Annotated in this window: 16 protein-coding genes; 9 read left to right on the top strand and 7 right to left on the bottom strand. The window is 56.4% G+C overall.

From position 1 onward, the window contains the following. Positions 1-16 precede the first annotated feature (16 nt). Positions 17-637, top strand: coding sequence for a TetR/AcrR family transcriptional regulator (locus QPM17_RS02365; protein WP_285388435.1), 621 nt, complete (start codon positions 17-19; stop codon positions 635-637). Positions 638-677: 40 nt separating this feature from the next. Here QPM17_RS02365 and QPM17_RS02360 read toward each other — a convergent pair whose 3' ends face one another. Continuing rightward, complete coding sequence (locus QPM17_RS02360) at positions 678-1,418, bottom strand: DUF2182 domain-containing protein (protein WP_285388434.1); 741 nt, start codon at positions 1,416-1,418, stop codon at positions 678-680. A 17-nt stretch (positions 1,419-1,435) separates the two neighbouring features. Then, complete coding sequence (locus tag QPM17_RS02355; protein WP_285388433.1) at positions 1,436-2,041, bottom strand: DUF1326 domain-containing protein; 606 nt, start codon at positions 2,039-2,041, stop codon at positions 1,436-1,438. 127 nt (positions 2,042-2,168) lie between these two features. Between QPM17_RS02355 and QPM17_RS02350 the strand changes: the two genes are divergently transcribed. Further along, positions 2,169-4,127 (top strand): winged helix-turn-helix domain-containing protein, encoded by a 1,959-nt coding sequence (locus QPM17_RS02350; protein WP_285388431.1) that lies wholly within the window; start codon positions 2,169-2,171, stop codon positions 4,125-4,127. A gap of 18 nt (positions 4,128-4,145) precedes the next feature. On the opposite strand, the gene QPM17_RS02345 is transcribed toward QPM17_RS02350, so the two are convergent. Continuing rightward, positions 4,146-5,165 (bottom strand): GlxA family transcriptional regulator, encoded by a 1,020-nt coding sequence (locus QPM17_RS02345; RefSeq protein ID WP_285388429.1) that lies wholly within the window; start codon positions 5,163-5,165, stop codon positions 4,146-4,148. Between the two features lie 140 nt (positions 5,166-5,305). Between QPM17_RS02345 and QPM17_RS02340 the strand changes: the two genes are divergently transcribed. Then, positions 5,306-5,740 carry a GFA family protein gene (locus QPM17_RS02340; protein WP_285388427.1) on the top strand — a complete coding sequence of 145 codons (435 nt, stop codon included), beginning with the start codon at positions 5,306-5,308 and terminating at the stop codon, positions 5,738-5,740. Here the strand turns inward: QPM17_RS02340 and QPM17_RS02335 are convergent. Continuing rightward, on the bottom strand, positions 5,737-7,533 hold the full coding sequence (locus QPM17_RS02335) for a glycerophosphodiester phosphodiesterase family protein (RefSeq protein WP_285388426.1): 1,797 nt from the start codon (positions 7,531-7,533) through the stop codon (positions 5,737-5,739). The two genes, QPM17_RS02340 and QPM17_RS02335, sit on opposite strands and share 4 nt — an antisense overlap. 34 nt (positions 7,534-7,567) lie before the next feature. After that, positions 7,568-9,430 (bottom strand): LTA synthase family protein, encoded by a 1,863-nt coding sequence (locus tag QPM17_RS02330; RefSeq protein ID WP_285388425.1) that lies wholly within the window; start codon positions 9,428-9,430, stop codon positions 7,568-7,570. Between the two features lie 100 nt (positions 9,431-9,530). Here QPM17_RS02330 and QPM17_RS02325 point away from each other — a divergent pair, with 100 nt between their 5' ends. The 5 genes from QPM17_RS02325 to QPM17_RS02305 all read left to right on the top strand — a co-directional run bounded on the left by QPM17_RS02325 (position 9,531) and on the right by QPM17_RS02305 (position 14,850). Next, positions 9,531-10,361 (top strand): hypothetical protein, encoded by an 831-nt coding sequence (locus QPM17_RS02325; protein ID WP_285388424.1) that lies wholly within the window; start codon positions 9,531-9,533, stop codon positions 10,359-10,361. Positions 10,362-10,641: 280 nt separating this feature from the next. Continuing rightward, positions 10,642-11,673 (top strand): amino acid ABC transporter substrate-binding protein, encoded by a 1,032-nt coding sequence (locus QPM17_RS02320; protein WP_422732711.1) that lies wholly within the window; start codon positions 10,642-10,644, stop codon positions 11,671-11,673. 92 nt (positions 11,674-11,765) lie between these two features. After that, complete coding sequence (locus QPM17_RS02315; protein ID WP_285388423.1) at positions 11,766-12,953, top strand: amino acid ABC transporter permease; 1,188 nt, start codon at positions 11,766-11,768, stop codon at positions 12,951-12,953. Continuing rightward, positions 12,953-14,038 carry an amino acid ABC transporter permease gene (locus QPM17_RS02310; protein ID WP_285388422.1) on the top strand — a complete coding sequence of 362 codons (1,086 nt, stop codon included), beginning with the start codon at positions 12,953-12,955 and terminating at the stop codon, positions 14,036-14,038. Before QPM17_RS02315 ends, QPM17_RS02310 begins: the two co-directional genes overlap by 1 nt. Before the next feature lie 101 nt (positions 14,039-14,139). After that, complete coding sequence (locus QPM17_RS02305; RefSeq protein ID WP_285388796.1) at positions 14,140-14,850, top strand: amino acid ABC transporter ATP-binding protein; 711 nt, start codon at positions 14,140-14,142, stop codon at positions 14,848-14,850. A gap of 137 nt (positions 14,851-14,987) precedes the next feature. Here the strand turns inward: QPM17_RS02305 and lpxH are convergent, their stop codons facing one another. Both lpxH and QPM17_RS02295 read right to left on the bottom strand, forming a co-directional pair. Then, entirely contained in the window at positions 14,988-15,713 is a 726-nt protein-coding gene (gene lpxH / locus QPM17_RS02300) for a UDP-2,3-diacylglucosamine diphosphatase (RefSeq protein ID WP_285388421.1), read from the bottom strand. Beyond that, the gene (locus QPM17_RS02295) at positions 15,710-16,219 is read right to left on the bottom strand and encodes a peptidylprolyl isomerase (RefSeq protein ID WP_285388419.1); all 510 of its coding nucleotides are present in this window, start codon (positions 16,217-16,219) and stop codon (positions 15,710-15,712) included. The genes lpxH and QPM17_RS02295 overlap by 4 nt, the downstream gene beginning before the upstream one ends. Before the next feature lie 138 nt (positions 16,220-16,357). Between QPM17_RS02295 and QPM17_RS02290 the strand changes: the two genes are divergently transcribed. Next, entirely contained in the window at positions 16,358-18,034 is a 1,677-nt protein-coding gene (locus QPM17_RS02290; RefSeq protein WP_285388417.1) for a glutamine--tRNA ligase/YqeY domain fusion protein, read from the top strand. Positions 18,035-18,187: the final 153 nt, after the last annotated feature.

The following is an 18,187-nucleotide window of genomic DNA, read 5'->3' as shown; positions in this document are numbered from 1 at the left end:
TCACCGGAGGTGGCAAATGGAGAAGGGACAGGCTACCCGTGAGCGGTTGCTTGACATAACTGAAAGTTCAGTACTGAAGAAGGGGTTTGGTGCGACGTCGATCGAAGAAGTGATCGCTGAGGCCGGCATAACCAAAAGTGGCTTCCTGTACCATTTTGCCAACAAGAACGCGTTAGCCCGGGCATTACTGTTACGTTATATGGCCAGGGAAGACTCTTTGCTGGATGATGTGTTTGCCAGGGGGAGGGAACTGACTGAGGATCCACTACAGGGGTTCCTGGTGGGACTCAAGCTGTTGGCGGAAATCATGGAGAACCTGCCACAGGCTCATCCCGGATGCCTGGTGGCTACCTACTGCTATCAGGAAAGCCTGTTTGACAGGGATGTGCGGGAACTGAATCGTCGCATTGTCCTGAACTGGCGCGTACGGTTTCGCGGATTGCTGGACTCGATTTACGAACACTACGAACCCCGTGATGCCATCGATCGGGATGCCCTGGCGGATATGGTCTCAACAGTCATTGAAGGTGGCCTTGTGCTGGGACGGGCCACTGGAGAGCGGGCTATCCTGCCGCACCAGCTGTTGCTGCTACGAAGTTACATCAAGCTGTTGTTTGAGCCCGGCGCATCACGGTAACAGGATGCCGATCATCCGGTTTCATGCGCATCCGGAAATGTCACTGGATGCCGAGGATCAGTGTTCCAGAGGCGATCAATATGCTACCGGTGATGTGGCTGAACAACCGCTGCCAGGGCACCAGTTTCTCGGCCAGGAAATAGAGGGCCAGTCCGATCATCCAGACCAGGTTCATCACGCCACCCACGAACATCAAGAGCATCAGGGCCCAGCAACATCCGGTACAGAATGCACCGTGCCGAATACCCATGACAAAAGCACCGGCCAGGCCTTCCCGCCATTCCGTCATCAGAAAGCCCAGCGGCGACTGGCACTTGCCGAGACACGCCTGTTTGAGGCGGCTGAACTGGTACGCTCCTGCCATTATCAGCAGAACACCCCCTGTCACCGGCCCCACATGCCCTATCGCCGGGCTCAGCAAGGCCGTCTTGTTCAGGCTCCACTGTAACAGTGCAGCCAGGACACCAAAGCCTGTCCAGACAGTCAGATACCCGGCCAGGAACACCCAGGTGGGTGACATGGACCTATTTGATGCCCTGCGCCGCTGGCAGACTTTCATATAGGTCATGATCATCGGTGTCGCGCTGGGTAGCATCATGGCAACCATCATGACAGTCCACATGATCAGGATGAGAGCAGGCAGATGCGGTTTCGATCCATCGGCTACGGTCGCTGGCATTGGCATGGCCATATAAGACCATGCCAATAACGTGAGCAAGACAACAGCAGTTGCTATCAGGGCTCGTTCCAGCGAGTGAAGTTTCGCCATTGTCAGTTCCATAACGGCTGCCTCCAGGGTCAGGGGCCGGTGTACTCGAAAGGCGAGTAGAGAGCTGCCCGTTCGCTCAGGTTCATTTGCAGGCCATGATTCTGGTGCCGCAGAGACCGGGACTTTGCAACCACCAGTGAGTAACCGGGAGCAACGGCAAACGGATGGTTGTTGATCGTCACATCCTGGCCATCCTGTCCTTCAATGGCGTTAATGTTGGCTTCATGGGAGTCGCCTATGGTGAGGTGTCTGCGACCGTTTTCGACCACGAAGCCAATGGGCTGTGTCTCTACAGCAAGTACCTCACCAATCATTGATGCCAGCAATTCGGGATGGCCCCCAGCCTTGCCGCCGAAAACATTGCCCAGCGCCTCTTGCTGCTGTTCACTTGCGCGCTGGTCAAGGTAAAGCACCGCCTTCCAGTTGCCTTCAGACATTGGCCCTGGCGAGTTCAGTGCCACCGCGATGTTCAGGTCATCAAGCGTAACGTCGCCGTAATGGCCTTTCTCAATGTGCCAGCCGACCATGGCTGTGCAGTCACCCTCTGTCGGTGCTTCCAGGTAGACACAGGGGCAGGCGCCCTTGCATGTGCAGCTTTCAAGGTATTCCCCCTGCATTTTCCATTCAGTAGTCATATCCTGCTCCTTTCGTGGTTGCGGGTTTGTCTGTTGTTACTGCTACTGTTAGTTATAGCCCTGAATGCGTGGTTGGAGGTGATGAGGGGATGAGAATATTATGAGAATGTAGCGGGAGAGATCTGCCATGCCGCAAAGGATGTCCGACTTGCTGACGGCCTGCGCTCACCAGAACTTCGTAGGCCGTATTGCCGAATTGACCATTCTGGGAACCCTGCTGGAGCCGCAGGGCCCGCGGGTAATGCACGTTCACGGAATCGCCGGTATTGGCAAAACGACGCTGCTGGCTCGCTTTGCGAGTATCGCCCGCACCCATGGCGCCACCGTGATCCAGCTTGACTGCCGCCATGTGGAACCCACAGAGCAGGGTGTGCTCAGTGCACTGAGTGAGGCAATCGGTGTAGCTGCTCAGGATACCGGCGTGGTCGTGGATCGCCTGGGCGGTCTTGGGGGTATCGTTGTCCTGGCTTTCGATGCGTTCGAGGTTTTCAGGCTGTTGGACACATGGCTGAGACAGGTGTTCATTCCATCGCTTCCGGAGAATGTAAGGGTTGTGCTTGGTGGCCGTCAGCCACCGGCTGCGGCCTGGTATACGAGCCCCGGATGGGGACAGTTGATGCGTGCTGTGCCCGTCTCGTCGCTGACTGAAAACGAGGCCCGGGATTTCTTGCTCACTCTGGGAATCAGCGAGAAGCATGGGGCTATCATTGCCCGTTCCACCCACGGCCACCCATTGGCACTGAAACTGGCAGCAGCTGCCTTGCGGGAGGTAACACCGGAACAGTGGCCAACCGACACACCACTGCAGCACGCCCTGGATGAGTTGACGCACATTTTCCTGGAGGATGTGAACGATGCGGTCACCAGGCGGGTGCTTGAAGGTTCTGCGGTCGTTCGTCGGGTGACCCTGTCATTGCTGCAGGTGCTGTTTCCCGACCTGGCGCCCCGGGACGCCCTCGAGCGACTGCGCCGCTTGCCGTTTGTGGACGCTACCAGTGACGGACTGATGATTCATGATGCAGTGCGTGAGGCAATCGCACGGTCTCTTCATGCAAGTGATCCTGAGCGTTATCTCGAATACCGGCGGGCCGCCTGGCGACAACTGACCCGTGAGGCAGGGTCTGTTGGTGGTGGTGACCTCTGGCGTTATACCGCAGATGTGCTTTTCATGATTGAAAATCCGATTGTGCGGGAAGCTTTTTTCCCCAGTGGATCACCGGCAGCCCTGACCGTGGAAATGGCAAGTGTGGTTGATGAGACAGCACTGACAGATATTCTTCATGCCTGCGAAGGCCGGGAAGCCACTGAGTCGATCCTGCGGTGGTGGCATCGTATACCAAGGGCATTTTCAGTGGTTCGCGACAGTGCGGGGCGCACTGTCGGTTTCTACTGCAAGTTCCGGTCAGACGAGTTGGAGTCTGGCTGGATGCTGGACGACCCTATCATGGAGCAATGGTACTCCCACCTGAAACGATACCCCATGCCAAAGGACTCAATTGCTCTGTTTTGTCGCCGCTGGTTGAGCCTTGGTGACGGTGATTCTCCTGGCGAGGCTCAGGCGGCGGTCTGGCTCGATCTGAAAAGGGCCTACATGGAACTGCGCCCCAGGCTACGTCGGGTTTACCTGACGGTCACGGATCTTGAGGCCTATGCGCCCGTTGCCCGGCGCCTGGGCTTTGAGGTGCTGGCTGAGAGAACGGTCGTGCTGGATGGTCGTCAATACCACTCCGCTGTGCTCGATTTCGGCCCGGCCTCGGTGGATGGGTGGCTGGCGGATCTTGCAGCTGCGGAACTTGGCGTGCAACAGGAAATCGGGTTGCTTGACGTGGATGCCAGGGAACTGGTGCTTGATGAGGGCAGGGTGGCACTGACGCCACTGGAGTTCGGGGTAACGCGCTACCTGGTTGCCCGGCGCGGTAAAGCCGTATCTCGCAGCGAACTGCTCAGAGAAGTATGGGGAACTCGTTATGAAGGTGGTAGCAACGTGGTTGACGCCGTAGTGAGGACCCTGCGGCGGAAACTGGGCGGCCAGGCTGATCGCATTGAAACCGTCACCGGTGTCGGGTATCGACTGAGAGAGCCCTGATGGCCTTGTTTGTACCCATCAACGGTGCGGCGTCCTGGCACTGATAGCAACGGATTCAGGTGGGCTGATCCCAAATCTCTGGCGGTACTGCCCGGGCGACTGGCCGGTATGGCGCTTGAAAATGCGTCTGAAGAAGGCTGTGTCATCGTAGCCAACAGCTTCACTGATGCTGTGGATGCCACGGGCGTCGTTTTCCAGCATATGGCGCGCTGCGTTGATTCGTATTCGATGCAGGTAATTCATCGGTGTCTCTCCGGTGGCCAGCTTGAATCGTCGAGCGAAAGTACGGGGGGTGAGGGCTACCTGCTCTGCAACGTCTTCGAGGCGTATGTCGGTGTCAAAATGATGGAACAGCCACTCCTGGGCCTTCAGGATTCGGGCGTCTTCATGTCGGGATTGTGGCGGTTCCGCTGCATAGCCGATTTGCCAGGTTCGTGGTGTTTCCAGCAGCAGTGCTTTCGCGGTTTCCATGGCTACCTGATGACCACAGAATTTTTCCACCAGATACAGGCTGAGGTCTACCGAGGCATAGACTCCCCCGCTGCACAGGCGCCTGTCAGATTCGGTCAGCAACCGCTCCGGCTGCCACTGCACTTCTGGGTATCGTCGCCGGCAGGCTTCCACAACGCCCCAGTGAGTGGTGGCGGGGTGCCCGTCAAGCAGCCCGGCTTCCGCCACCAGGGCCACCCCCGCACAAACGCCGGCGATGATTGCCCCGTGGGTGTGCCAGTAGCGTAGCCAGGGATATAGCGGTCTGTTGGCCTGAGACGCAGCGTCAATGTCTGCGCCTACTGCAGAAACGATGATGACATCAGCCGATCTGATGTCATCGAGGCAGCCATCGGGAGTCAGATTCAGGCAAACCCCGGTTTTCACCGGAGCACCATCAAGTGAGGCGGTCCGCACCCTGAAAAATGGCCGTGCGGGCTCCCCTCGCATAGTGTTCCAGAGCTTGCCGGCGCTGTCGAATATCTCTACCGGTGCAACGGCTGTTGAAGGCATTCCACCCTCAACCAGTACCACAGTGACATTGATCACTGGCTTTGCCTCCCTGTGGCTGGATGACCCGTTAATAATGTCATTTTCACCACTTTCCGGGCAATTCCAGCTGCAGGACACTGAGTTATGAACCGGGGCGGCATTTTGCTGCTGGGTTGAATAGCAAGGGGGTGCCATCCATGAACAACGAACAGATTGCCCGTGGTTCCTGTTTTTGCGGTACTGTCGAGATTGAGGTAAGGGGAGTGCCCGAAGCAATGGGGTACTGCCACTGCGAATCATGTCGACACTGGTCGGCAGGGCCTGTTAACGCTTTTACCTTGTGGAAGCCTGAAGCCGCGTCTGTGATTCAAGGTGAGGACAAGCTGGGTACCTATAGAAAAACATCTCAGAGCTATCGAAAGTGGTGTCGTATCTGTGGCGGTCATGTTCTCACCGACCACCCGTCATTGGGTCTGGTTGATGTGTATGCGGCCATTATTCCCGATGTCAAATTCAGTCCCGGTGTTCATGTGCATTATCAGGAGCGTGTCTTGCCTGTCCGCGACGGTATCGTAAAGTTCAGGGATGTACCCGCGGAGATGGGTGGTTCTGGTGAGACTATGCCGGACTAGCGTAACCAGTTACGCAACTTGACCACCAGCACTTCGGCGTCGGTAAGTTCGCTTCGGCGCTCAAGCAGTTCCGCCAGGACATCCGGCCGATCAGTGATGATATTGTCCACACCCATGTCGATGAAACGCGACATGGCGACGGGATTGTTGACCGTCCACACATGAAGTTCATTGCCGGACTGGTGAGTTTGAGCCACGGTAGCGGGTGTAACCCTGTTCTGCCGCAGGCCGAGGATGTCGAAGCTCTGTTCCCATAGTGGGCCAACAATGAATTGCGCCAGCAGTGTGGTTTTCAGTGCGGGTTCCAGGCTTCGTACTTCCGCCAGAACGTACCACTCGGCGGCTGCGATCACGGTGCCTTCAACAGCATCCATTTGTTGTAGCAGGCGAACGACGTCGCTGGTCAGTTCGGGAGTGGCCGGATCAGGTTTTATGTCGACATACAGGCCGGCTCTGCCGCGAGTGGTGGCGATAACCTCCTCCAGCGTGGCTATTCGCTCGTTACTGAAGTCGGGCCCGAACCAGGAGCCCGCATCCCGCTCGCGGGCCTCTTCCAGAGTAATATCGGATATTTTGCCATTCAGCCCGAATACCCGCCTCATATCGGCGTCGTGCCAGAGCACGGGCACGCCATCGGCTGTCATGCGAACATCAATCTCGATGTAGTCAGCTCCATCCTCAATGGCCTGCTCAATGGCGCTCAGGGTGTTTTCCGGTGCCTTGAAGGCGCTGCCCCTGTGTGCTGTTATCGAAACCTCGTCCCGTTGTTCGAAAGACTGGAGTACAAACCAGGCCTGGCCAACCGCCAGAACGATGACCAGTATTTCCGCAGCCCAGGCCTTGGGGCCCGCCTGTTTTGGCAGATCCTTTATGGACACGCGCTGGTAGTGGCCGGTTGCCCTGCGATAGACGCTGTAGATAAGCATGCTGTAGGCAGCTATGCCTGCAAATGCCAGTGTGATTGTGAAGAGAATGTACAGTGCGACGAACGTCAGGGTGACGGGCATGAGTATGTCCATCCGCTCTGGCAAGCGGGGTAGCATCTGGCTCCCGGCCATCTGGAATCCAAGAGTAACCAGTACAGGCAGTACCACCAGCCCAGCAAGGCCTGCCAGCAGCGCACCTGTGGCGGGCAAGCGCTGACCGTGAACATAATGGTTGCTTAGCCTCAGGGCTTCCCTGGCCCCATGGCCATCCAGCAATACCAGGGGAACCGAGAGTATCCATCGCAGATAGAGCCAGCCGTTACATACAGCGATGCCAAGAGCCGCGATAGCAGAGATGCCCATGAACCACCAGACCACCGGTGGCCGTTCCAGACTCAGGTAATACAGGTCGTGGGGTGAAAGCAGAAGCTGATAGGCGAGGATTACGCCAAGCAGAAAGGGCATTGCTAGCAGAAGGTGCCCCGTGACCTGTAGCAGGGCAAGAGCTGAAAGTTTCCTGAAATGACGGGCAACTGCCCAGAGTGCTGATATCGCTATCCGGTATTCCCGGTGCCCGCCAGCCGCAGCAATCCAGGTCATGCCTGCCTGCTGCAGAATCACCAGCAGTGTGGCAATGGTGGCAGTAGCGACTAACCAAACGACACCTCCCGGTGAGATAACGAACTGCACAAGCCCGCCGGTACTGATGGCGGCCTGGCCGGTCACCGGGCGGAGAGCGGCCAGTGCGCCGGAAAAAAGAGGCATCAGCGCCGCAACGGTCAGGCCAGCAAAGAACAGGTAAAACGTCAGTAAGCTCCGGCGGTGAATGTGCAGATATGCCAGGGTCTGCAGTGAAAGGGTCTTCATTCAGGCGAGGGTCTCCCGGTTTGAAGCTTCTGCATTATGGGTTCTCAACCACTTTTGTAGGTGCGGTGTTGTTGAACAGTGCGGTGCGTTCCTCAAATGTAAGAAAGGGCTCAGTATCGGTCTTCTCGAGTGTGCCGAACAATCGCTCCGGGTTGAAATTCCACGTACTGCAACGGGTCATCAGTTCACTGCAGCTCAGCAGCTGACCCGACTCCCGGAGGAAATATTTCAGTCCTGTGTAGGTGTCCGCGAGCAGGAGGTCGCGGTCAATATTCTTCGGCTTGACCAGAAGGCTGCGGCCGATCATGTCGCCGATCATTGTGCCCAGTCCTGTGAAATCCAGTACCGTCACAGGGACATCTATCTGTGCGACGATCTGGTTCCGTGGCGCAAACCGGTTCAGGTCATCCACATCTGGAGGTCGGATGGCGAGCACTCCAACGTTGTTGTTCAGGGGAAGTGTCTCAGGGCCCTGTCGTATAAATCCTCCGGATTCGTCGGATGTGAGAATCACCAATGTGTCATCAAGGAGGCCATCGGATGCCAGACCATCCAGAAACCGGTTCAGTGACTTTTCCATGGTCTTCATGGCTTTTCGACGGGCTTCCTGAGGTTCTACCCGGGCCAGATCTTTAATGTCCGGGGTGTCAAACGTATCGTCAGTTGCCCGTTCTTCTTCGACTTTGAAGGGGTGGTGTGTGCCCACATTCAACAGGGTCACCATCCATGGGGCCGCGCTGGCATCCAGCTTGCGGATACGTTCGCCGATATTGTCGAAATACGCTGGGTCGGGTGGCCCCCAGCCTTCCACCTTGTCGCCCTGGCTGGTGAAGACTTCGGCCCCGGTGACGTCCTGGAACCCGACCCTCGGCATAAATTCCCCTTTGCGCATGTAATGAAGGGGCGCCGCCTGCCAGTACGCCGTGCTATAGCCATGTTCCAGAAGTTTCTCGGGCATGCAGTCAACCTTGGCCCGGCCTTCGGCCACTTCAATCATTTTGCGGGACTGTCTGCTGTAATCCGGGTATTCACCGCAGAGAATGGAGAACGTTCCCCGGTCTGTCTGCCGATCCATGCTCAAGGCATTCCGGTAGATGCGGAAATCGTGCCGTTTCAGATTCTTCTCAAGACTCTCCAACTCAACAGAGGGGGCGAGTCCATGATAGTCACTCAAGCTGGGGAAATAGCCTCCGGACAGCCCCTCAACCATAATCAGTAATACGTTGGGCGGACTTTCCACGTAGGGAATGGCCACCTGCTGATGAAAAAAATTGGTATCGTCCCGAACCTCCTGCCCGTTTTCCCCCTGTACATTATCATCCCGACTTACTGCAGCCGTGAAAGGGCTGGCCAGAGCTCCGGGAATCTGTGAAAAAAAGCTGGCCACCAGGTTGTTTGTGGGCGTGGTCAGGCTCTGAAAGCTTACCCCGTAGATCACTACTACAAGGGCGGCGCACACTACCAGCCCCTTGCCACCGGTTACGGGGTAGGTCGTCAGCCTGCGGTGCATGCGGTGCAGCAGCCAGGCGAAGGCAAGGTACACCGGTAGCAGCAGAGAGTGCCGGTTGATCAGGCTTCCGGTTACAAAAGTGGGGTCGACTCCCTTGCCGATAAGCGACAACTGAAAAAGCGTGCCATGAACCGTCAGATGCATGCCCGCCACGAAGGCGGCGCAGCCCAACAGGATGACCATCAGCGCTCTTGCGGCACCGGCGGTTATACTGAGTAGTACACCGAGAATCAGCGCACCGGCAAGATCACTTGCCACCATTCCGGCTGGGTGTGGCCAGATACCGCTTTGCAATATGTAGCTTGCCCTCACAATCAGCAGCCAGCAAAGCGCCAATAGCAGCGTTTGCGCAAAGTGCCTGGAGGTAAGCCCTGAGAAAAATGTCATGGTGTGTTCCGGTGTCTGGCCACGGATTCAGGCTGCCAGTGCTTTGTTGCGTGGCAACATTGATGTAAAACAGGGTATCCCCACCGGTTGGAGGCTGGCAATGTTACGGATTGATTATGAATCTCTGTTAATCGGGCTGGTGCTTGTGGTTTTTCTCTCAGGTAGTCAGCAGGCCAGTGCACTTCCTGGACTGGATATTGTGCTTGGTCCCGCCGAGCTCAACTGGATTGGTGACCAGGTTTTCCGGAATGAATGCGCGGGGCGAGAGGCCTGTCTGGTCCACTGGAACGAGGGAGAGGCATTCCCCTCGTTGGGGATCGGACACTTCATCTGGTATCCAACAGCGGTCGACGGCCCGTTTGTCGAAAGTTTTCCGGCGATGATTGATTACCTGACAAGGCAGGGAGTTGAGCTGCCAGACTGGCTCGCAGGACTGGTCCCCTTCGACGCGCCCTGGGCAGACCGGGAAGCCTTTCTCCAGGCAACGGATACCCGGCGACTTGCGGAGTTGCGACAGCTCCTCTCCAGCACCAAAGATCATCAGGCGGGGTTTCTTGTCCAGCGGGCAGCAAAGGGACTTGATCGCGTGGTTAATGCTGCCCCCAGCTCCGAACGATCCCGGCTTTCTGACACCATCGAAGCGCTAACCAGCACACCGGGTGGTATGTATGCGGTGATTGACTACGTCAGTTTCAAAGGCGAAGGGCTTGCTGACTCCGAAAGGTATAACGGGCAGGGCTGGGGCTTGCTGCAGGTATTTCAGGCGATGGACATCAACGGGGGCGAAACGTTATTGCAGGCGTTTCGTGATTCAGCGGCATTGATATTGACGCGTCGTGCCGAAAACGCTGGTAAACCCATCGAGAAAGAGCGCTGGCTGCCCGGCTGGTTGAACCGTCTGGATACCTACCGCGAGCCGGACCAGCCTTGAGGCGGACTTGGCTCCGAATTAAACGAAAATGCAAAGAAAACGGTCGGAAAACTGGTTGATTCAGCTCAACGCTTCTACTTTGTAATAAGACGTATTGGCAGGTGAGTGAGCGGCGAAAACCTGTGCTCCGAACTGAGGCGTTCAGTGCCCGATTTTGTGGCCCGGAACCATGTACCAATGCGGCGTGAAAAGGAAAAATTAACAAAAACAATGAGGTGGATCATTGGCTTGTAAATTGCCGACAGATCCGATGTGCCTCAAACCCATGGATTTCGGAGAAATGATAATGAACAACACCAAGTCTATTGCTGCTGGTGCCGTGATGCTGTGCGGCGTTCTTGCTGCACCATTCGCCAGCGCTGCGACAACTCTCGAAAGCGTTAAAGAGAAGGGACATTTGCAGTGTGGTGTGACCAGTGGTCTGCCAGGGTTCTCCCAGCCCGATGACAAAGGCAACTGGACTGGTATCGACGTTGATACCTGTCGTGCAGTTGCAGCTGCCATCTTTGGTGATGCGCAAGCCGTGGAGTTTACCCCGCTGACCGCCAAGGAGCGTCTGACTGCGCTCCAGTCCGGCGAGATCGACGTGCTGTCCCGGAATACCACCTGGACGCTGACACGCGACGCGTCTCTGGGCCTGAATTTCACAGGCACCAACTATTACGACGGCCAGGGTTTTCTGATCAACAAAGAACTCGGGGTCGATGACGCAACAGAGCTGAACGGGGCGACCATCTGTATTCAGGCAGGTACCACCACAGAGCTGAATCTGTCGGACTATTTCCGTGCCAAGGGCATGGAGTACCAGCCGATCGTTTTTGATACTTCTGAACAGACGGTTCAGGGATTTGCCGCCGGCCGCTGCGACGTCCTGACCTCAGACCGTTCACAATTGGCAGCTCTGCGTTCCAAGCTGACCGATCCGAGTTCCGCCAAGATTCTGCCTAACACGATTTCCAAGGAGCCGCTGGGCCCCGTGGTGCGTCAGGGCGATGACCAGTGGTTCAATATCGTCAAGTGGGTACTGTTTGCCCAGATCAATGCAGAGGAGCTGGGTATAACCTCCGATAACGTGGACAAGATGCTCAAGTCAGACAACCCGAATGTTCAGCGCCTGCTGGGTACGGATGGAGACATGGGCGCCAAACTCGGGCTTCCTGACGATTTTGGCTATCAGATCGTCAAACTGGTCGGCAACTACGGCGAAATGTACAACCGCAATGTTGGCCCGGATACCCCCCTCGGGCTGGATCGTGGTCTGAACGCGTTGTGGACTGAAGGCGGCATTATGTACGCGCCACCGCTTCGTTAACGCCTGAAAGCGTTCAGCGGCGGGCCCGGATCGCGGGCCCGCCGCTGTATTCGTGATTCGTGTCATCGCGGTTCAGCTTTCCGGGAAAATACATGAAAAAACAGACAACTGAATCGAGACCCGCGGGGCCCAAACCCTGGTATGACCCACGGGTACGCTCACTGGTTTTCCAGGTCGTTGCCATTGCCCTTGTGTTCTGGGGCGGCTGGACACTGGTAGATAACACCCTTTCGAACATGGAAAACCGCGGCATCAGTACCGGCTTCGGGTTTCTGAAAGAGACCGCAGGTTTTGGCATCATCATGTCGCTGGTGCCCTATGACGCCACCATGACCTACGGTCGAACGTTTTTCGTGGGCCTCATGAATACCTTGCTGGTCTCGGCAATGGGCGTTGTAACGGCCACTATTCTCGGCTTTATTATTGGCGTCGCCAGGTTGTCCAGAAACTGGCTTGTGGCCAAGCTTGCGCTTGTCTATATAGAAGTTATTCGCAATATTCCGTTGCTGCTTCAGATCTTTTTCTGGTATTTCGCCGTTCTCGGCAGCCTGCCTTCGCCACGGCAGAGCGTTGAGGTAGGCGGCAGCTTTTTCCTGAACAATCGTGGTCTCTATCTGCCGGAGCCAATGACCCAGGAAGGCTTCGGGCTGGTCTGGGGCGCCGTCATCGTGGCGATTGTTGCAGTTATCGGTCTGCGAGCCTGGGCGAAGAAACGCCAGCTTGCCACCGGCCAGATATTTCCCACTTTCAGAGTGGGCATTGCCATTCTGGTGATTCTTCCCGTTGTGGCTTACCTGTCTGCCGGTGCACCCCTGGAGTGGGAATTGCCCGCTCTCAAAGGTTTCAACTTTGCCGGTGGGATTACCATCATTCCGGAGCTGGCGGCCCTCTGGATTGCGCTATCCCTCTACACCGCGAGCTTCATCGCCGAGATCGTCCGTTCTGGCATTCTTTCGGTAAGTAAAGGGCAGACCGAGGCTGCGAAGGCTCTGGGATTGCCCGGTGGGCTGACCCTGCGGCTGGTAGTGATCCCGCAGGCCATGCGGGTCATCATTCCTCCACTGACCAGTCAGTACCTGAACCTGACAAAGAATTCCTCGCTGGCCACTGCGATCGGATATCCAGACCTGGTGGCTGTATTCATGGGCACGACCCTGAACCAGACCGGTCAGGCGGTGGAAGTCGTGGCCATTACCATGGCGGTGTACCTCACCATCAGTCTGTTAATTTCCCTGTTCATGAACATCTATAACAGGGCTGTGGCAATTAAGGAGCGATGATGGCTGAGCCAATGTTAAAACCACCGAAAATTGCGATCAGCCCCGTGGACTGGATGCGCAGGAACCTGTTCTCAAGCTGGTACAACAGCCTGCTGACTATTGTTGTGGGTTATCTGGTGGTTACCAGCGTGGGCCCAGTATTCAGCTGGCTGTTTTTTGAGGCGACGTTTCTGGGCACCGATTCCAGCGACTGCACCGGGACCGGCGCCTGCTGGCTGTTTATCAGCCAGCGACTGAATTTCTTCATCTACGGATTCTATCCGGATGAATTTCAGTGGCGGGTGAACATCATGTTCGGGCTGCTGGCCGTCTGCTTTGTTCCCCAGTTTATCGAGGGTTTTCCTTGGCGCAAGTGGTTCGGGCTGTTCGGGCTGACCGGCTTGCCGGTTGTCGGCTACTTTCTGGTTCCGGGCGGCAGCTTTGGCCTGGAAGCCGTGGAAAGCAGCAAGTGGGGCGGGCTGATGCTGACACTGATCCTTGCCTACATCGGGATCATTGCTTCCCTGCCCATAGGAATAGTGCTGGCGCTCGGTCGGCGTTCGGAAATGCCGATCATTCGCGGGATTTGCGTCGTATTCATTGAGGTCTGGCGGGCGGTTCCGCTGATTACGGTGCTGTTCATGGCCTCTGTCATGCTCCCGCTGTTCCTGCCGGATGGTATGAACTTTGAAAAGCTTATGAGAGCGCTGATCGGCATAACGCTCTGGCAGTCGGCGTATATGGCTGAGGTGATCCGTGGTGGCCTTCAGGCTATTCCGAGGGGGCAATATGAAGCGGCGGACGCACTCGGGCTGGGTTACTGGAAGAAAACCGGGCTGATTATTCTGCCCCAGGCCCTGAAAATGGTCATTCCCGGGATCGTGAATACCTTTATTTCACTGTTCAAGGACACCACGCTGGTGCTGATTATCGGCCTGTTCGATATTCTGGGTACCGTCCAGTCCACGATTACGGACCCGGCATGGCAGAACGTTGCCATAGAGGGCTACGTGTTTGTGGCCTTCTGTTTCTGGGTCTTCTGCTTTGGCATTTCCCGTTACAGCCAGAACCTTGAACGCAAACTAGACACCGGTCACAAGACCTGATGGGTAACACTATGACAGAACAGACCCAGGCAACGGATCCCAAAAAAACTGTTCCGAGTCAGAAAGACGACAATAGCTCTGCCATCATCCGTGTTGAAGGGATGAACAAATGGTATGGCGACTTTCATGTACTCAAGAATCTGAATCTTAATGTCCGGCAGGGAGAGCGGATCGTGATCTGTGGCCCGTCCGGATCGGGAAAGTCGACGTTTATCCGCTGCATTAACCGGCTGGAAGAGCATCAGCAGGGCAGGATTATTGTCGACAACATCGAGTTGACGGACGATATCCGCCACATTGATACGGTACGCCGAGAAGTCGGCATGGTGTTTCAGCACTTCAATCTCTTCCCGCACCTGACGGTGCTGGAAAATTGCTGCCTGTCTCCCATATGGGTCAGAAAGGTGCCAAGGAGGGAGGCTGAGGCTACGGCGATGGAATATCTGGAGCGGGTGCGGATTCCGGAACAGGCGAGCAAGTTTCCTGGTCAGTTATCCGGTGGACAGCAGCAGCGGGTCGCGATTGCCCGGGCGCTGTGCATGAAGCCGAAGATTATGCTGTTTGATGAGCCCACTTCTGCACTGGATCCGGAGATGATCAAGGAAGTGCTCGATGTCATGATCGAGCTGGCGGGTAGTGGCATGACCATGATTTGCGTGACCCACGAGATGGGCTTCGCGAAAACGGTAGCAGACCGGGTAATATTCATGGATAGCGGCGAAATTGTGGAAGAGGCACCTCCCCACGAATTTTTCACCAATCCCCGGGAGCCGAGAACCCAGAAGTTCCTGGAGCAGATTCTGCAGCATTAACCCTGGGGGGCTGGCCATGGGGCGGGGTGCCTTTTCTGCCGGGAAAAAGAACTCGCTTTGCTCAGACACCTTTTTCCCGGCAGAAAAGGCACCCCGCCCCATAGCCGAGTTCCAGCTATGGGGCAGAAGCCCTTTGTTTATAGGCGGTGCTTTTTAAGGGTTGGTGGTTGGTTTGGAGTGACTTCCAGCCACCAGACGTTCTCGTCCCAGTCGCCCAGGACGATACGCCTTGCCGGCTTGCCGTTGGCCTCGAGCTCGTGAACCGCAGGGCGATGGGTATGACCGTGGATCAGGCGTTGTACCCCGTGGGCTTCCATTTCCTTCACCACCTCGTCCGGGGTGACGTCCATGATGAATTCTTCCTTACCCTTGTTCTTGGCCATGCTGATTTCACGCAACTGGCGCGCCATCTGCTGACGCTCCGCCAGGGGCCGCTGGAGAATCATCTGCTGCCACTGCGGGTTGCGCATGTTGGCACGGAACTTCTGGTATTCCGTATCGGCAGTGCACAGACTGTCACCGTGCATGAGCAGGGTGGGCGTGCCATACAGATCTACCACTGTCGGGTCGTCCAGCAGGGTGGCGCCGATGCGGTTGCAGTAATCTTCACCAATCAGGAAGTCGCGGTTGCCGTGCATCAGGAACAGTTCCGTACCAGACGCGGTTACTGCCCGTAAGGCTTCTGCCACCTGTTCCTGGAGCGGTGTTCGTTCGTCATCACCAATCCAGGCTTCAAAAAAGTCGCCAAGAATGTAGAGCTGCTCAACGCCCCGGGCCCTGTCGTCCAGAAAAGCCAGGAAGGCCCTGGTGATGTCGGGCCGGGATTCTTCCAGGTGCAGGTCGGAGATAAACAGCGTGGTCACGCCGCGCCTCCATCCTCTACAACTTCGGCTTTCTCGATCACCACATCCTCTGCAGGGACGTCCTGGTGACCTGAACGCATGGTGGTACGTACCGAACGGATGGCGTTAACCGTGTCCATGCCTTCTACAACCCTGCCGAACACGCAGTAACCCCAGCCTTCCGCGTTTTCCGCGGTATGGTCCAGGAAACCATTGTTTTCAACATTGATAAAGAACTGCGCGGTAGCGGAGTGGGGGTCCATGGTCCGGGCCATGGCAACGGTGCCCTGCATGTTGCTGAGGCCGTTGTTGGCCTCATTGCGGATAGGCTCACGGGTTTTACGCGGGTTCATTCCAGGTTCGAAACCGCCGCCCTGAATCATGAAATTGCTGATGACCCGGTGAAAAATCAGCCCATCATAAAAGCCTTCGCGAACATATTCTTCAAAGTTCTTTGCTGTTTCAGGGGCCTTGTCGTAATCCAGTTCCAGTTTAATATCACCGTGAGAAGTTTTCAGCAGAATCATCAGGGTTTCCTGTTCAAATGGGTATAAAAAGCCACGTGGCAGGTATTGTACTGAAGAGTTTGAGCGCGTGCATGAGTTAGGCAAGGATTTATGAGTATAATACGCGGTTTCAGACCCACACCCTATGATTGAGATTGTATGAGCGCCGAGTCCAAGAAAGCCCATAACTTCATCCAGAGCCTGATTGAAGACGCCATTGCCAAAGGCGAGCACACGGGGAAGGTGGTGACACGGTTTCCGCCGGAGCCTAACGGTTACCTGCATATTGGTCACGCCAAGTCTATCTGCCTGAACTTCGGCATCGCCGAAACATTTGATGGCGTTTGCACTCTGCGGTTTGACGATACCAACCCGGAGAAGGAATCCCAGGAGTACATCGACGCCATCAAGCAGGACGTTCATTGGCTCGGCTATGAGTGGGCAGGGGAAGTGCGCTACGCCTCGGATTATTTCGACGCCATCTATGATTTTGCCGTCGAGTTGATCGAAAGGGGCAAGGCCTATGTGTGCGCGCTGACAGCTGACCAGATGGCCGAATACCGGGGCACCCTGAAAGAACCCGGACAGAACAGCCCCTACCGGGATCGCCCTGTGGACGAGAATCTTAAGCTGTTCCGCGACATGCGCGACGGCAAGTTCCAGAACGGTGAACTGGTGCTTCGCGCCAAGATCGATATGGCATCCCCGAACATCAACATGCGGGACCCGATCCTGTACCGGATTCGCTATGCCGACCACCATCAGACCGGCGACAAGTGGTGCATCTACCCGATGTACGACTTCACCCATCCGATTTCCGACGCCATGGAGGGGATTACCCACTCCCTGTGCACTCTGGAATTCGAAGACCATCGGCCCCTTTATGACTGGGTATTGGAGAACATCTCCGCTCCCTGCCAGCCCCGCCAGATCGAATTCGCCCGGCTGAACCTGAACTACACCATCACCAGTAAGCGCAAACTCAGGCGCCTGGTGGATGAAGGCTTTGTGGACGGCTGGAACGACCCGCGCATGCCCACCATTTCCGGCCTGCGCCGCCGTGGCTACACCCCCGACTCCATCCGCACCTTTTGCGACATGATCGGTGTTAACAAGGCCGGTGGTACCGTGGATATGGGGATGCTGGAGCACGCCATCCGCGAAGACCTGAACACCCGCGCACCCCGCGCCATGTGCGTGATGCGCCCACTGAAGGTGACCCTGACCAACTATCCGGAAGACAAGACCGAAACCCTGGTGTTGCCCGTTCACCCGCAGAATCCGGATATGGGCGAGCGGGAAGTGACCTGGACCCGGACTCTGTTTATCGACCGGGAAGACTTCGCGGAGGAGCCCCCGCGCAAGTGGAAACGCCTTGCTCCGGATCAGGCAGTGCGTCTGCGGGGTGGTTATGTAATGACCTGTCGCGAGGTTATTCGCGACGACAGTGGCGAAATTGTAGAACTCAAATGTGAGTACGATCCGAATACTCTGGGGGTTAATCCTGAAGGGTATAAACCGAATGGTGTCGTGCACTGGGTATCGGCAACAGACAGCATTGAAACGGACATCAACCAGTACGACCGTCTGTTCAACCATGAATCCCCGGATAGTGATAAAGAGACAGACTTTGTTGAGTCGATCAACCCGGACTCTCTGGTGGTCCTCAAAGGTGCGAGGGTAGAGAAGAGCCTGGCCACGCCTAGGACAGACTTACCGTATCAGTTCGAGCGTGAAGGGTATTTCTTTTGCGACCAGGAACTGACCGCCGCAGCAGGCCGCCCGGTCTTCAACCGCACAGTAACCCTGCGGGACTCCTGGGGAAAGGGCAAGTAAGAGCGGAAGGCACGAACAAAGTCGGGGGAGTCGCCAGGGCGGGGCATCTATCCGGGACCGTAAAAAACAGGGATGTTTTTTACGAGCCTACATGGACGTATTCACGGCGTGTCCCGGATAGATGCCCCGCCCTGGCGGCGACCTTCACCAAAA

Source organism: Marinobacter azerbaijanicus (assembly GCF_030250645.1).
Lineage (GTDB): Bacteria > Pseudomonadota > Gammaproteobacteria > Pseudomonadales > Oleiphilaceae > Marinobacter > Marinobacter azerbaijanicus.
This window is presented reverse-complemented; position numbering and strand designations above follow the sequence as displayed.

Bases quoted from the DNA above. Each gene is read 5' to 3' on its own strand.
- QPM17_RS02365 (WP_285388435.1), top strand. From the start codon at position 17: ATGGAGAAGGGACAGGCTACCCGTGAGCGGTTGCTTGACATAACTGAA.
- QPM17_RS02360 (WP_285388434.1), bottom strand. From the start codon at position 1,418: ATGGAACTGACAATGGCGAAACTTCACTCGCTGGAACGAGCCCTGATA.
- QPM17_RS02355 (WP_285388433.1), bottom strand. From the start codon at position 2,041: ATGACTACTGAATGGAAAATGCAGGGGGAATACCTTGAAAGCTGCACA.
- QPM17_RS02350 (WP_285388431.1), top strand. From the start codon at position 2,169: ATGCCGCAAAGGATGTCCGACTTGCTGACGGCCTGCGCTCACCAGAAC.
- QPM17_RS02340 (WP_285388427.1), top strand. From the start codon at position 5,306: ATGAACAACGAACAGATTGCCCGTGGTTCCTGTTTTTGCGGTACTGTC.
- QPM17_RS02335 (WP_285388426.1), bottom strand. From the start codon at position 7,533: ATGAAGACCCTTTCACTGCAGACCCTGGCATATCTGCACATTCACCGC.
- QPM17_RS02330 (WP_285388425.1), bottom strand. From the start codon at position 9,430: ATGACATTTTTCTCAGGGCTTACCTCCAGGCACTTTGCGCAAACGCTG.
- QPM17_RS02325 (WP_285388424.1), top strand. From the start codon at position 9,531: ATGTTACGGATTGATTATGAATCTCTGTTAATCGGGCTGGTGCTTGTG.
- QPM17_RS02320 (WP_422732711.1), top strand. From the start codon at position 10,642: ATGATAATGAACAACACCAAGTCTATTGCTGCTGGTGCCGTGATGCTG.
- QPM17_RS02315 (WP_285388423.1), top strand. From the start codon at position 11,766: ATGAAAAAACAGACAACTGAATCGAGACCCGCGGGGCCCAAACCCTGG.
- QPM17_RS02310 (WP_285388422.1), top strand. From the start codon at position 12,953: ATGGCTGAGCCAATGTTAAAACCACCGAAAATTGCGATCAGCCCCGTG.
- QPM17_RS02305 (WP_285388796.1), top strand. From the start codon at position 14,140: ATGAACAAATGGTATGGCGACTTTCATGTACTCAAGAATCTGAATCTT.
- QPM17_RS02295 (WP_285388419.1), bottom strand. From the start codon at position 16,219: ATGATTCTGCTGAAAACTTCTCACGGTGATATTAAACTGGAACTGGAT.
- QPM17_RS02290 (WP_285388417.1), top strand. From the start codon at position 16,358: ATGAGCGCCGAGTCCAAGAAAGCCCATAACTTCATCCAGAGCCTGATT.